This window comes from Streptomyces sp. NPDC050423, from assembly GCF_040655445.1.
Taxonomy (GTDB): Bacteria; Actinomycetota; Actinomycetes; order Streptomycetales; family Streptomycetaceae; genus Streptomyces.
In genome coordinates, this window is record NZ_JBFAJY010000028.1 from 25,611 (window position 1) to 38,510 (window position 12,900).

Annotated in this window: 12 protein-coding genes; 5 read left to right on the forward strand and 7 right to left on the reverse strand. The window is 70.4% G+C overall.

Annotated elements, in window-relative coordinates; translation table 11 throughout:
• Nucleotides 1-91: 91 nt before the first annotated feature.
• Nucleotides 92-1,033 (forward strand): hypothetical protein, encoded by a 942-nt coding sequence (locus AB0I52_RS20975; RefSeq protein ID WP_363074662.1) that lies wholly within the window; start codon nt 92-94, stop codon nt 1,031-1,033.
• Between the two features lie 43 nt (nt 1,034-1,076).
• Here AB0I52_RS20975 and AB0I52_RS20980 read toward each other — a convergent pair whose 3' ends face one another.
• Together AB0I52_RS20980 and AB0I52_RS20985 are read right to left on the reverse strand one after the other, a co-directional pair.
• Nucleotides 1,077-3,560 (reverse strand): HAD-IC family P-type ATPase, encoded by a 2,484-nt coding sequence (locus AB0I52_RS20980; RefSeq protein WP_363074664.1) that lies wholly within the window; start codon nt 3,558-3,560, stop codon nt 1,077-1,079.
• A gap of 161 nt (nt 3,561-3,721) precedes the next feature.
• On the reverse strand, nt 3,722-4,042 hold the full coding sequence (locus AB0I52_RS20985; RefSeq protein WP_363074666.1) for a DUF2530 domain-containing protein: 321 nt from the start codon (nt 4,040-4,042) through the stop codon (nt 3,722-3,724).
• Nucleotides 4,043-4,240: 198 nt separating this feature from the next.
• Between AB0I52_RS20985 and AB0I52_RS20990 the strand changes: the two genes are divergently transcribed.
• The gene (locus tag AB0I52_RS20990; RefSeq protein WP_363074668.1) at nt 4,241-5,695 is read left to right on the forward strand and encodes an NCS2 family permease; all 1,455 of its coding nucleotides are present in this window, start codon (nt 4,241-4,243) and stop codon (nt 5,693-5,695) included.
• 27 nt (nt 5,696-5,722) lie between these two features.
• Here AB0I52_RS20990 and AB0I52_RS20995 read toward each other — a convergent pair whose 3' ends face one another.
• Complete coding sequence (locus AB0I52_RS20995; protein WP_363074670.1) at nt 5,723-5,929, reverse strand: ribbon-helix-helix protein, CopG family; 207 nt, start codon at nt 5,927-5,929, stop codon at nt 5,723-5,725.
• A gap of 145 nt (nt 5,930-6,074) precedes the next feature.
• Between AB0I52_RS20995 and AB0I52_RS21000 the strand changes: the two genes are divergently transcribed.
• Nucleotides 6,075-6,515, forward strand: a complete 441-nt coding sequence (locus AB0I52_RS21000; protein ID WP_123460825.1) for a MarR family transcriptional regulator — start codon at nt 6,075-6,077, stop codon at nt 6,513-6,515.
• A gap of 95 nt (nt 6,516-6,610) precedes the next feature.
• Nucleotides 6,611-7,945 carry an MFS transporter gene (locus AB0I52_RS21005; protein ID WP_363074672.1) on the forward strand — a complete coding sequence of 445 codons (1,335 nt, stop codon included), beginning with the start codon at nt 6,611-6,613 and terminating at the stop codon, nt 7,943-7,945.
• A gap of 414 nt (nt 7,946-8,359) precedes the next feature.
• On the opposite strand, the gene AB0I52_RS21010 is transcribed toward AB0I52_RS21005, so the two are convergent.
• The 3 genes from AB0I52_RS21010 to AB0I52_RS21020 form a co-directional block, all read right to left on the reverse strand.
• Nucleotides 8,360-9,355: an aldo/keto reductase gene (locus AB0I52_RS21010; protein WP_363074674.1), complete on the reverse strand. Its 996-nt coding sequence runs from the start codon at nt 9,353-9,355 to the stop codon at nt 8,360-8,362.
• Nucleotides 9,356-9,497: 142 nt separating this feature from the next.
• Complete coding sequence (gene pip / locus AB0I52_RS21015; RefSeq protein WP_363074676.1) at nt 9,498-10,475, reverse strand: prolyl aminopeptidase; 978 nt, start codon at nt 10,473-10,475, stop codon at nt 9,498-9,500.
• 69 nt (nt 10,476-10,544) lie between these two features.
• Entirely contained in the window at nt 10,545-11,135 is a 591-nt protein-coding gene (locus tag AB0I52_RS21020) for a hypothetical protein (RefSeq protein ID WP_363074678.1), read from the reverse strand.
• A gap of 257 nt (nt 11,136-11,392) precedes the next feature.
• On the opposite strand from AB0I52_RS21020, the gene AB0I52_RS21025 reads away from it, so the two are divergent.
• Nucleotides 11,393-11,884 carry a hypothetical protein gene (locus AB0I52_RS21025; protein ID WP_363074680.1) on the forward strand — a complete coding sequence of 164 codons (492 nt, stop codon included), beginning with the start codon at nt 11,393-11,395 and terminating at the stop codon, nt 11,882-11,884.
• Between the two features lie 49 nt (nt 11,885-11,933).
• Here the strand turns inward: AB0I52_RS21025 and AB0I52_RS21030 are convergent, their stop codons facing one another.
• Nucleotides 11,934-12,872 carry an aldo/keto reductase gene (locus tag AB0I52_RS21030; RefSeq protein ID WP_363074682.1) on the reverse strand — a complete coding sequence of 313 codons (939 nt, stop codon included), beginning with the start codon at nt 12,870-12,872 and terminating at the stop codon, nt 11,934-11,936.
• Between the last annotated feature and the right edge of the window lie 28 nt (nt 12,873-12,900).

The window sequence follows — 12,900 nt, forward strand, 5'->3', positions numbered from 1 at the left end:
TGCCTGTGAAGTCACCAGGCTTCACTGACGATCTTGGGTCCGCGCTCCACCAGATGCGGCGGACCCCCTTCTCCACCTTGGGGAACGAAACATGCGTACTCGTGCCACCGTTGCCACCGTGACCGGCGCCCTGGCCCTTTCCGCCCTCGTCCTTCCGTCGGCCGCCCAGGCCGACGACGCGCACGGTTCGGCCGGCTCGGCCGCCGCCGTCGCGCGCGCGGCGCAGTCCGCCGCCGGGCAGTCCGCCGCGAAGACCGGCGCGCGCTCGGCCGCGCCCGCGGCCGCGTCCCTCCCCGGCGAGATGGACCTCACCTTCTCCAAGCTCACCGTCAACGGCGGCAAGCCGATCGTCGTGGGGACCACGTACACGAAGCGGGTGGCGACCACCTTCACCGTGACGCACGCCGCCGACGTGAACATCTTCGCCGCGGACTTCCTGCTCGACGTCTCCCTCTACCGCGGCTCGTACGACTCCCCGTCGAACGAGCTGTACAGCGACGACTTCCCTGTCTGCAAGAAGGTGTCCACCAAGGTCGCCACCTGCAAGGGCAACATCACCGTCACGCCGGACTACGACCTGATCGGCAACGCCGACGCCACGAAGTGGAAGGCGATGGGCTTCGCCGTCGACTACCGGGGCGAGGACCCGGAGAACCCCGACTTCAACAAGATGGGCTTCGCACTGCAGGACAAGCTGGGCAACGCCAGTGTCCAGCGCGCGTCGAAGCAGTCCGTCAAGACCTCCGCGAAGTCGGTGAAGAAGGGCAAGACCCTGACGTTCACCGGATGGCTGTCGCGGGCCAACTTCGACGACCTGAAGTACCACGGCTACACCGTCCAGCCGGTGAAGCTCCAGTTCCGCAAGAAGGGCAGCAGCACCTACACCACGGTGAAGACCGTCAAGACGAACAACAAGGGTGACCTGAAGACCACGGCCAAGGTCTCGGCCAACGGCTACTGGCGCTACAGCTTCGCCGGTACGTCCACCACCCCGGCCGCCACCGCGACGGGTTCCTACGTCAGCGTGAAGTAGCCCGCACGCCCGGCTCCTGCCCGCTGGGGCCGCCGCTTCCCCGCTACACCGGGAAGCGGCGGCTCACCAGGCGCCAGGCGTACTCCAGGGCGGCGGAGGCGATCACGGCGACGCCCACCGCCGCCCACGGCATCTGCGCACCCACCAGCTTCAGCGCGAAGAAGTTCTGGAGCCACGGCACCACGAGCACCACCAGGAACGCCAGGCCCATCGACGCCACCAGGCAGATCCGCCACCAGGTGTAGGGGCGGGCGATGATCGCCAGGACCCACATCGAGACCAGGAACAGCGTGAGTGTGGCCGCGCTGGTCTCCGCGTCCAGCGAGCCGGGGCCTGTGTAGTGGTGCCGGGCGAGCAGGTACGTCGCGAAGGTGGCGACGGCCGCGATGGTGCCGGACGGGATCGCGTACCGCATGACGCGGCGCACGAAGTGGGGGTGCGCGCGCTCCTTGTTGGGGGCCAGGGCGAGGAAGAACGCCGGGATGCCGATCGTCAGCGTCGACAGCAGGGTCAGGTGCCGCGGCAGGAACGGGTACTCGACCTGGAAGCAGACCACCAGGACGGCCAGCAGCACCGAGTAGACGGTCTTCGTCAGGAACAGGGTGGCGACCCGGGTGATGTTGCCGATGACCCGGCGGCCCTCGGCGACGACGGACGGCAGCGTCGCGAAGCTGTTGTTGAGCAGCACGATCTGGGCGACGGCCCTGGTCGCCTCGGAGCCGGAGCCCATCGAGACGCCGATGTCGGCGTCCTTGAGGGCCAGCACGTCATTGACCCCGTCGCCCGTCATCGCGACGGTGTGGCCGCGGGACTGGAGGGCGGCGACCATCTCCCGCTTCTGCTGCGGGGTGACGCGGCCGAAGACCGCGTTCTCCTCCATGGCGGTGGCCATCTCGTCCGGATCGGTGGGCAGCCGGCGCGCGTCCAGGGTGTGTTCGGCGCCCGGCAGCCCGAGCTTCGCGGCGACGGCGCCGACCGAGACGGCGTTGTCGCCGGAGATCACCTTCGTGGCGACCCGCTGGTCGGCGAAGTAGGCGAGCGTCTCCCGGGCGTCGGGCCGCAGCCGCTGCTCCAGGACGATCAGCGCGCACGGCCGGGCCCCGGTCGCGGTCCCCGGGTCGTCGAGCGCGCCTTCTGCGCGGGCCAGCAGCAGGACCCGCAGGCCCTGCTGGTTGAGCTCCTCGATCTCGGTGAGAGCCGGGTCGTCCTCGGGCAGCAGCACGTCGGGGGCGCCGAGCAGCCAGCCGGAGGTGCGCCCGCCGTCCTCGTCGAAGGCGGCGCCGCTGTACTTGCGGGCCGAGGAGAAGGGCAGCGCCTGTGTGACGCCCCAGGCCTCGCCGTCCGGGACCGGGTAGGCGTCGATGATCGCCTGGAGGCTGGCGTTGGGCCGCGGGTCGGAGGCGCCGAAGGCGGCCAGCACGCGGCGCAGGTACGGCTCGTCCGTACCGTTCAGCGCGCGGACCTCGGTGACGTCCATGCCGCCCTCGGTGAGGGTGCCGGTCTTGTCCAGGCAGACGATGTCGACCCGGGCCAGGCCCTCGATGGCGGGGAGCTCCTGGACCAGGCACTGCTTGCGGCCCAGCCGTACGACGCCGATCGCGAAGGCGACCGAGGTGAGCAGGACCAGGCCCTCCGGGATCATCGGGACGATGCCGCCGACGGTCCGGGCGATGGAGTCCTTGAAGTTGTGGTTTTTCACCACCAGCTGGCTCAGGACCAGACCGATCGCGGTCGGGATCATCATCCAGGTGACGTACTTGAGGATGGTGGAGATGCCGGTGCGCAGCTCGGACTGGACGAGCGTGAAGCGGGAGGCCTCCTCGGCGAGCTGCGCGGCGTAGGCCTCGCGGCCGACCTTGGTCGCGGCGAAGGCCCCGCCGCCCGCGACGACGAAGCTGCCGGACATGACGGGGTCGCCGGCGCGCTTCAGCACCGGGTCGGCCTCGCCGGTGAGCAGTGATTCGTCGATCTCCAGGCTGTCGGTCTCGGTGACGGTGCCGTCGACCACGACCTTGTCGCCGGGGCCGAGCTCGACGAGGTCGCCCAGGACGATCTCGGAGGTGGAGATCTCGGCCGCGACCCCGTCCCGCCGCACGGTGGGTTTCGCCTCGCCGATGACCGCGAGGCTGTCCAGGGTCTTCTTGGCCCGCCACTCCTGCACGATGCCGATGCCGGTGTTGGCGATGATCACGAAGCCGAAGAGGCTGTCCTGGATCGGCGCGACGAACAGCATGATCACCCAGAGCACGCCGATGATCAGGTTGAACCGGGTGAAGACGTTGGCGCGGACGATCTCGCGCACGGACCGGGAGGAGCGGACCGGGACGTCGTTGATCTCGCCGCGGGCGATCCGCTCGGCGACCTCGGCCGCGCTCAGCCCGCGCCCGCCGCCGGGAGCCGGCAGTTCGACCGGGTGCACCGGGTCGAGTTCGGTACCGGCGTCGATCATCACCGGCCGGTCGGTGCCGGAAGGTACGGAGGATCTGTTCGGCTCATCCCCGGAGGGGCCGAGTGCCCGCTGAGTCATGGTTGAGACGGTACGGGGGTAACGTCCGGTTCACCCGCCGGGTGGTCCGAAGATCAGACCGGGGGAGGACGGGAATCGTCCCGTGGTGGTACGGCGCGCGGAGCCGCCTGTGACCTGCGGCAGTGGCGCCGGGCCGCGGAGTGTGATCGCGAGCCCGGGGGTCAGGCGGTCCCGCCGGGGGTGCCCTCGGAGTCGGAACCGGAACCGGAGCCGGAGTCGGACTCCGGGGCGGCGGCAGCCGCGGCGGCCCGCTTGAGTGCGGCGTCGCGTCCTCGTACGTACCAGATGCCGATCAGGCCGAGGCCCGCACCGGCCAGGCAGGTCCACAGCCACCACAGGTGCCCGTGGTCGTCGAACCAGCCGTAGAACGGGAGCTGGACGACGAAGAGGACGAACCAGAGGATCGTGCCGCCGGTGATGGTCGCGACGACGGGCCCCTCCAGGGGCTCGGGTGCCTCGTGCTTCGGTGTCCACTTCGCCATGCGGTCAGTGTATGCGGCGCGTGCATAAAGGCCGCCGGGCCGGTCGGCCCATGGGTCTACGCGCGGAGATAGCGATCTTCGCCTTATGTATTCATACTGAATCTGCTTACGGCTGTCTCAAATTATTCGTGTGAAAGTCCAAAGCTGACTAGTTTTAGTCCTCCTTTTAGTCCCCTCTACGTATGACTGAGGTCCTCCATGCCCCCCTCGGCCACCGCTCCGGTCGACTCCGAACAGCCCCCGGCTCCCCAGCCCTCCGGCGGCCTGGACCGTTACTTCAAGATCTCCGAGCGGGGGTCGTCGGTCGCGCGTGAGATCCGCGGCGGATTCGCCACCTTCTTCGCGATGGCGTACATCATCGTGCTGAACCCGATCATCCTGGGCAGCGCGAAGGACATGTACGGGCACCAGCTCGACAGCGGCCAGCTGGTCACCGCGACGGTGCTGGTCGCGGCCTTCTCCACGCTCCTCATGGGCGTCATCGGCAACGTGCCGATCGCGCTGGCCGCGGGCCTCGGCGTCAACACCGTCGTCGCCCTCCAGCTCGCTCCCCGGATGAGCTGGCCCGACGCGATGGGCATGGTCGTCCTCGCGGGCATCGTGGTCATGCTGCTGGTCGCCACCGGGCTGCGGGAACGCGTGATGAACGCCGTGCCGACCTCGCTCCGCAAGGGCATCGCGATCGGTATCGGCCTCTTTATCCTGCTGATCGGCCTGGTCGACTCGGGCTTCGTCTCCCGTATCCCGGACGTCGCACACACCACCGTCCCGCTCCAGCTCGGCAACGACGGTCACCTCAACGGCTGGCCGGTCCTGGTCTTCGTGCTCGGCGCGCTGCTCACCCTCGCGCTGATCGTCCGCAAGGTGCCGGGCGCGATCCTGATCTCCATCGTCGCGATGACGGTGCTCGCGCTGATCATCGACGCGGTCGCGGACCTGCCGGGCGAGGCCTGGGGGCTGACGGTCCCGCAGTGGCCGGGCAATCCGGTCGCCTCCCCGGACTTCGGTCTGATCGGCGAGGTCAGCCTGTTCGGCGGCTTCGGCAAGGTCGGTGTGCTGACCGGCATCCTGTTCGTCTTCACCGTGCTGCTGTCCTGCTTCTTCGACGCGATGGGCACCATCCTCGGCGTCGGCGACGAGGCCAAGCTGATGGACAAGGACGGCAACTTCCCCGGCATCAACAAGGTGCTCTTCATCGACGGCGTCGCGGTCGCGGCGGGCGGTGCGGGCTCCGCCTCGGCGGGCACCTGCTTCGTGGAGTCCACGGCGGGTGTCGGTGAGGGGGCCCGCACCGGCTTCGCGAGCGTCGTGACGGGTCTGCTGTTCTCGGCGGCACTGTTCCTGACACCGCTGGCGACGATGGTCCCCTCGCAGGCGGCCACTCCGGCCCTGCTGGCGGTGGGCTTCCTGATCATCGCGGGCTCGGTGCGGGACATCGACTGGAGCGACTACACGCTCTCGATGCCGGCCTTCCTCGCCATGGTGATGATGCCGTTCACGTACTCGATCACCAACGGCATCGGCATCGGCTTCATCGCGTTCTGCGTACTGCGGCTGGCCGCCGGGCGCGGTCGCTCGGTGCCGGTGGCCATGTACGCGGTGTCGGCGGTCTTCGTCTTCTACTACGCGATGCCGGCGCTCGGCCTCACGTGATTCCTCGCGGGCGCACGGCCGAAGGGGTCAGGTGACCTCCTCGGCCGTGACCCCTTCCGCCCCGTAGAACTTCTCTGTCTCGTCGACGGCTGTCTGGAAGCGCTCGTCGAAGTCGTCGCGAATGAGCGTCCGGACCACATAGTCCTGGACGCTCATTCCGCGTCTGGCGGCGTGCTGCTTGAGCCGGTCGAGCAGCTCACCGTCTATCCGCAGGCTGAGCACTGTCGATCCCATGCCATGCAGGGTTACGTCCTCCGGGCCCGACACGCGTGACTTTCCGGAACTGACTCACTCGTTTGGGTGATCGATTGGTGATTCGGCTCTCGCGCGTGTACCACCGAGTGGTCTTTAGGGTAGGTAATGAGTTACGCTAACAAACATGCCTGACCTGATCCACGACGGCGACAGTGCCGCTGCCGTGAGCTCCCTTCGTTCCGCCGTCATGCTCCTCGGCCGGCGCCTCAAGCACCAGCGCGTCGACGAGTCGCTGAGCCCCACCGAGATGTCGGTTCTCGGCACCCTCGCGCGTTGCGGTTCGGCCACCCCGGGTGAGCTGGCCCGCAAGGAGCATGTGCAGCCGCCGTCGATGACCCGCATCGTCGCGCTGCTGGAAGCGAAGGGACTCGTCAGACTGGAACCGCACCCCGATGACCGTCGTCAGAAGATGGTCAGCCAGACCGAGCAGGCCGAGGCCATGCTCGCCGAGAGCCGCTCCAAGCGGAACGCCTGGCTGACCACCCTCGCCGAGGGCCTGGACGAGGATGAGTGGGAGACGCTGCGCAACGCGGCCCCCGTGCTGGAGAAGCTCGCCCACCTGTAGCGGAGCGGGCCGCGCCGGACCACAGCCGGCGTGCCGCCCCACCGCCGCATCCTCGTCAGTCCGCGCAATGTCCACGCCCGAGGAGGCGAACCCTTTTGAGTACGGGATCCGGAGCAGACTCCGCCCCCGCACCGACTTCCACCCACGAGAGCAAGCCCGGCGGGACCTTCTCGTCGCTGAAGATCCGTAACTACCGTCTGTTCGCCACGGGCGCCGTGATCTCCAACACCGGTACCTGGATGTCCCGCATCACGCAGGACTGGCTCGTCCTGAGCCTCACCGGGTCCGCCGCCGCCGTCGGCATCACCACGGCACTCCAGTTCCTCCCCATGCTGCTCTTCGGCCTGTACGGCGGCGTCATCGCCGACCGCCTGCCCAAGCGCAAGCTCCTCCTCTTCAGCCAGGCCGCGCTCGGCCTGTGCGGTGTGGCCCTCGCCGTGCTCACCCTCTCCGGCGTGGTCCAGGTGTGGCACGTCTACCTGATCGCCTTCCTGCTCGGCATGGTCACGGTCGTGGACAACCCGGCCCGCCAGTCGTTCGTCTCCGAGATGGTCGGCCCCGCCCAGCTGCGGAACGCGGTCAGCCTGAACTCCGCGAACTTCCAGTCCGCCCGGCTCATCGGCCCCGCCGTCGCGGGTGTGCTGATCACCACGGTCGGCAGCGGCTGGGCCTTCATGTTCAACGGCCTGTCGTTCCTCGCGCCGCTCGTCGGCCTGATGATGATGCGCACCAGCGAGCTGCAGAAGGCCGTCGTCGTACGGCGCGCGAAGGGGCAGCTCCGCGAGGGGCTGCGCTACGTCTCCGGCCGTCCGGAGCTGATCTGGCCGATCGTCCTCGTCGGCTTCGTCGGCACGTTCGGATTCAACTTCCCGATCTGGCTGACGGCCTTCGCGGACGAGGTCTTCGACGGCGGCGCCGGGATGTACTCGTTCTTCAACATCCTGATGGCGGCCGGTTCCCTCGCGGGCGCCCTGCTCGCCGCTCGCCGCCGCTCCTCGCGGCTGCGGATGCTGGTGGCCGCGGGCACGGTGTTCGGCCTGCTGTTGATCGTCGCCTCCCTGTCGCCGTCCGTCTGGCTGTTCTCGATCCTGCTCGTGCCGATCGGCATGATCGGTCTGACGACCAACATCAGCGCGAACACCAGCGTCCAGATGGCGGCCGACCCGGCCATGCGCGGCCGGGTGATGAGCCTGTACATGATGGTCTTCGCCGGTGGTACGCCGGTGGGCGCCCCGATCGTCGGCTGGATCAGCGATGTGTACGGCGTCCGGACCGGTATGGCGGTCGGCGGCGCGTTCTCGCTGGTGGCCGCGCTCGGCGTCGGCTTCATGCTGGCCCGCGTCGGCGGCCTGCGCCTCAAGGTCGACCTGCGCCCCGGCCGCCCGCACGTGCGCTTCGTCCCGCGCGAGCAGCTGGCCACGGCGGCCTGAGCGGCTACCGGGTGACCTCCGGGAGGCGCCGGCACCCGCACACGATCACGGCCCCGACCGGGTATCCGGTACGAGGCCGTGTCGTGTGCGTGCGGGATCAGTCGCGGGGGAAGCCGTCGGTCTCCAGGGTGAGCGACCTCGGCCACACACTCGTGCAGTACAACGATACGCACGGCGACCAGGACACGTCCGCGGCTGGCGGACCCGCCGCGGGCCACGGGAACGGCCTCGGGGCAACGGTGGTCCGGGCCTGGCCGCCGGGACGGTGGGCCGGGCGGTTACGCTCGTGGGGTGGACCCCAAGACAAGAAACCGCATTATGGCGGCCGTGCTCGTGCTGATGTTCGTCGTCGTCGCAGCGGCGGCCGCCCTCGGCTGATCGCTCTGCCGGGGACGGCCGCACGCGGGCCCGTTCCTACCAGGCGAAGTTCTCCGGCGACGGACCCGGACCGGGGAAGATCTCGTCCAGGGCCGTCAGCACCTCGTCCGACAGCTCCAGCTCCACCGCGCGCAGCGCGGAGTCGAGCTGCTCCCGCGTACGCGGACCCGAGATCGGGCCGGTGACGGCGGGCCGGGTCAGCAGCCAGGCCAGACCGGCCTCGCCGGGCTCCAGTCCGTGCTTCTGCAGCAGGTCCTCGTACGCCTGGACCTGCGCCCTCACCTTCGGGTCGGCGAGCGCCTCGGCGGAGCGGCCCGAGGTGGACCGGGCGCCGCCGCCCTCGCGCTCCTTGCGGAGCGCGCCGCCGAGCAGCCCGCCGTGCAGCGGCGACCACGGGATGACTCCGAGGCCGTACTCCTGGGCGGCCGGGATGACCTCCATCTCGGCTCCGCGCTGCATCAGGTTGTAGATGCACTGCTCGCTGACCAGCCCGTAGCTGCCGCGCTGCCGGGCGACCTCATTGGCCTGGGCGATCTTGTAACCCGCGAAGTTGGACGAGCCCGCGTAGAGGATCTTGCCCTGCTGGATCAGTACGTCGATGGCCTGCCAGATCTCCTCGACCGGGGTGGACCGGTCGACGTGGTGGAACTGGTAGAGGTCGATGTGGTCCGTCTGCAGCCGCTTCAGGCTGGCGTCCACGGCCCGGCGGATGTTGAGCGCGGACAGCTTGTCGTGGTTGGGCCAGGGCTCGCCGTCGGCGGCCATGTTGCCGTAGACCTTGGTGGCGAGGACGACCTTGTCGCGGCGGTCGCCGCCCTGGGCGAACCAGGTGCCGAGGATCTCCTCGGTGCGGCCCTTGTTCTCGCCCCAGCCGTAGACGTTCGCGGTGTCGAAGAAATTGACACCCGCGTCCAGGGCGGCGTCCATGAGCGCGTGGCTGTCGCCCTCGTTGGTCTCTGGGCCGAAGTTCATCGTCCCCAGAACGAGGCGGCTGACTTTGAGTCCGGTGCGTCCGAGCTGCGTGTACTTCATGGGGTCAAGCCAACGCCTTGGAGTCCGCTCGAAGCAAGGGGAGACTTCCGCGGCGCGGCGCTCTCACCCGGTCCGCGGTGCCGGCGATGACCCGGTCGGCGTCGATCACCCCCGCCGCCGGCGCGGGCTCCCGACGGGCCCGCTACCTGTCCGCGAACCGGTCCAGCGCCGCGAGCACCGCGCGGCTCGTCGCCGCCCCGCCGAGATGGCCCGCGTCGTCGATCACGGTCAGTTCCGCGTCCGGCCACGCCTTCGCCAGCTCCCACGCGGTGATCAGCGGGCCGCCCAGGTCGAACCGCCCGTGCACCAGCACGCCCGGGATTCCCGCCAGCCGCCCGGCGTCCCGGATCAGCTGTCCCTCCTCCAGCCAGGCGCCGTGCGAGAAGTAGTGCGCGCAGATCCGCACCAGTGCCCGCTGCGCGCGTGCGGGCCGGCCGCTGTACGGCGGCGGTCCGGTGTACGCCTCCTGGGAGAGGACCGCGTCCTCCCACGCGCACCAGTCGGCCGTCGCCCGCGCCCGTACCTCCGGGTCGGGGCTCTCGGTCCGCCGGGCGTACGCGGCGAGCACGTCCCCGGTCGCGTCGCTCGCGGCCTCCGGGACCCCGGCCAGGAAGAGGTCCCGCGCCTCGGGGAAGATCTGGCCGGCGGCCCGGTACAGCCAGTCGATCTCGGAGCGGCGGGTCGTGGTGACGGCCGGGATCACGATCTCGCTGACCCGCTCCGGGTACCGCTCGGCGTACGCGAGGATCAGCGTCGAGCCCCAGGAACCCCCGTACAGCAGCCACTTGTCGATGCCCAGCCGGACGCGCAGCCGCTCCATGTCGGCGATCAGCCGGTCCGTCGTGTTGAACCGCAGATCGGCGGCCGGGTCGCTCGCGTGCGGGGTGGAGCGGCCACAGCCCCGCTGGTCGAAGAGGATGACCCGGTAGCGGTCCGGGTCGAAGTACTGCCGGGGCCGTTCCGTGCACCCCGAGCCCGGTCCGCCGTGCACGACGAGGGCGGGTTTGCCGGCCGGGTCGCCGCACGCCTCCCAGTACACGAGGTTGCCCTCACCGACATCGAGCATCCCGTGCTCGTACGGTTCGATCGGCGGGTACTTCTCGTCCGGGTGGCGTTCCACGGCGGTGTCTCCTCGGCTCGCGGCGTACATGAAAGGGGAACGGCCCTGGGTGGTAGCCGTGACGGCGGCTCAGCCCTTCACGGCCACGTGGTACGCGGACGCCCACAGCACCACCGCGGAGCCCAGACCCACCACGGCCCGTACGCTCTCGCTCGACCGGCCGGCCGCGATGAGCACGAACCCGACGACCGCGACGACGCTCAGCAGGACCGCCGTCCCCTTGTACTGCCACTGGTCGTAGTAGCGCGCGAGCGGGAAGAAGTGCAGGCCCACGACCAGCGCGATGGCGGCCGGGATGAACTCGGGGCGGCCCGAGGCGTTGGACGCCGAGATCACCGCGAAGACGGCGGCCACCTCGACGACGTTCACCATGCCGACCGCGCGCGCCCAGTTCGCCGGCAGGCTCACCATGCGGGGCGAGGGGGCGGCGCCCTTGCGGTAGGCGAGCACGATCGCCGCCGCGGTGAGTGGCACGGCGGTGATCTCAAGGGCGAGGGCCGTGCCCGATGACGCCAGTCCGGACGCACCGGCGAAGGCCCAGACCACGGCGAACACCGACAGGACGAGCGTGCCCCTGCGCCGGAGGTTCCGGGTCAGCACGGCGCACTCGGCATCCTCGGCCGAAGGCGTGGGGGGCGTCGATGGCGTGGTGGAGGTCATGGGCGGAGAGTACAACGATCATCCTGTCGGTCCGGCGGTATTACGGCAGGCCGCCCGGCTCGGGCCGATGACCTGCGTACGCCCGTACCGGGCCTCCCGTACCTCTCAGGTAAATCACCCTGGCCCATGGCGAATTCACGTTCTCGGTTCCGTCCCGGGAGCGCGAAGGCAGCGGTTCGGAAGGCCGTGAGCTGCGACGGGGTTCGGTCCCGGCGGGCCCGATCCGCCGTTCCGCCCGGCGGCGTAGCGTGGGTGCCGTGAACGCGACTCCCGAGGTACTGGCCGTACTCGACGACCTGCTCGCCGCCGCAGCCCCCGACGCCCGCGGGGCACTCTGGCAACTGGACCGGCAGGGAAGGGAGTTGGACGCCAACCTGGTACGCCTCCCGCCGGGCGCGGAGGTCGGCGAGCACCAGGAGGACGTGCTCGACGTCCTCCTGGTGGTCCTCGCGGGCGGCGGCCGCCTCACCCCGGCGGGTGGCGGCACGCCGCTGGAGCTGACCCCGACGACGGTCACCTGGCTGCCCCGCACCTCGCGGCGCGCCCTGGCCGCGGGTCCGGACGGCCTCGTCTACCTCACGGTCCACCGCCGCCGTCCGGGCCTGGCCATCAAGCCGACGGTGTTCGCGCGGGAGGGCGGCGAGGCGCCGTGCGCGCTGGACCGGGTGTGCCCGGAGTGCGGCCGCATGTCGCAGGAGTCGGCGCCGAAGTACTGCGGCGAGTGCGGGGAGCGGTTCCCGGAGCGCTGAGCGTCCGGGCCGGCCGGCGGCCGGGGCGCCCGCGGCCGCTGAGCGGCCGTCAGCCGAGCGGGACGTCGGCGGTCCGTGACTCGACGGCGTCCAGCGCGGCGAGTGCGGCGTCGTCGAGGCCGATCGTTCCGGTGGCGACGTTCGCCTCCAGGTGACCGGCGTCCGCGGTGCCCGGGATGAGCAGCGTGTTCGGCGTGTGGTGGAGCAGCCAGGCGAGGCCGACCTGCGCGGGGGTGCGGTCGAGGGACTTCGCGGCGGCGATCACGGCCGGTTCGTCGGTCACCTTCGGCAGCCGGGGGAAGGCGCCGCCGAGCGGGAAGAACGGCACCCAGGCGATCTGCTCCTGGGCGCAGAGCCGCAGCATCTCCTCGTCGCCGCGCGTCACCAGGCTGTAGAGATTCTGGACGCAGACGATCCCGGCGGGCAGGGCCCGGCGCAGCACGTCCAGGGTGACGCCGCTCAGGCCGATCGCGCCGATCTTGCCCTCGTCCCGCAGCGCGGTCATCACGGCGAGCTGGTCGTCGAGGTCGACCACCTGGTCGCCCTCGGCGACCAGGCCCGGCCCGGTGTCCAGGCGGCGCAGGTTCACCACGGGGATCCGGTCGAGGCCGAGGGATTCGAGGTTGGCCTCGACGCCGGCCCGCAGCTGCTCGGGCCGCTGGGCGGGGCGGAGCGGAATGGCGGCGCCGGGGTCGGGGTCGGCGCCGACCTTGCTGACGATCACGACGCCGTCCTCGGGGCGGAACGCGTCGCGGATGAGCCCGTTGACGAAGCCGTCGCCGTAGAACTGGGCGGTGTCGACGTGGTCGATGCCGAGCTCGACCACGCGGCGCAGGAGTGCGATGGCCGCGTCGCGGTCGCCGCGCAGGCGCTCCAGTTGCATCGCGCCGAAGCCGATGCGGGAGACCGTGAGGTCCCCGAGCATCCCGGCGCCTCCGGCGCGCGGGATGCCGGTGGCCGTGAGCTGGGGGGAGGGGGAGCCGGTCATAGCCAAGGGATTTCCGTCCTCATGAGAA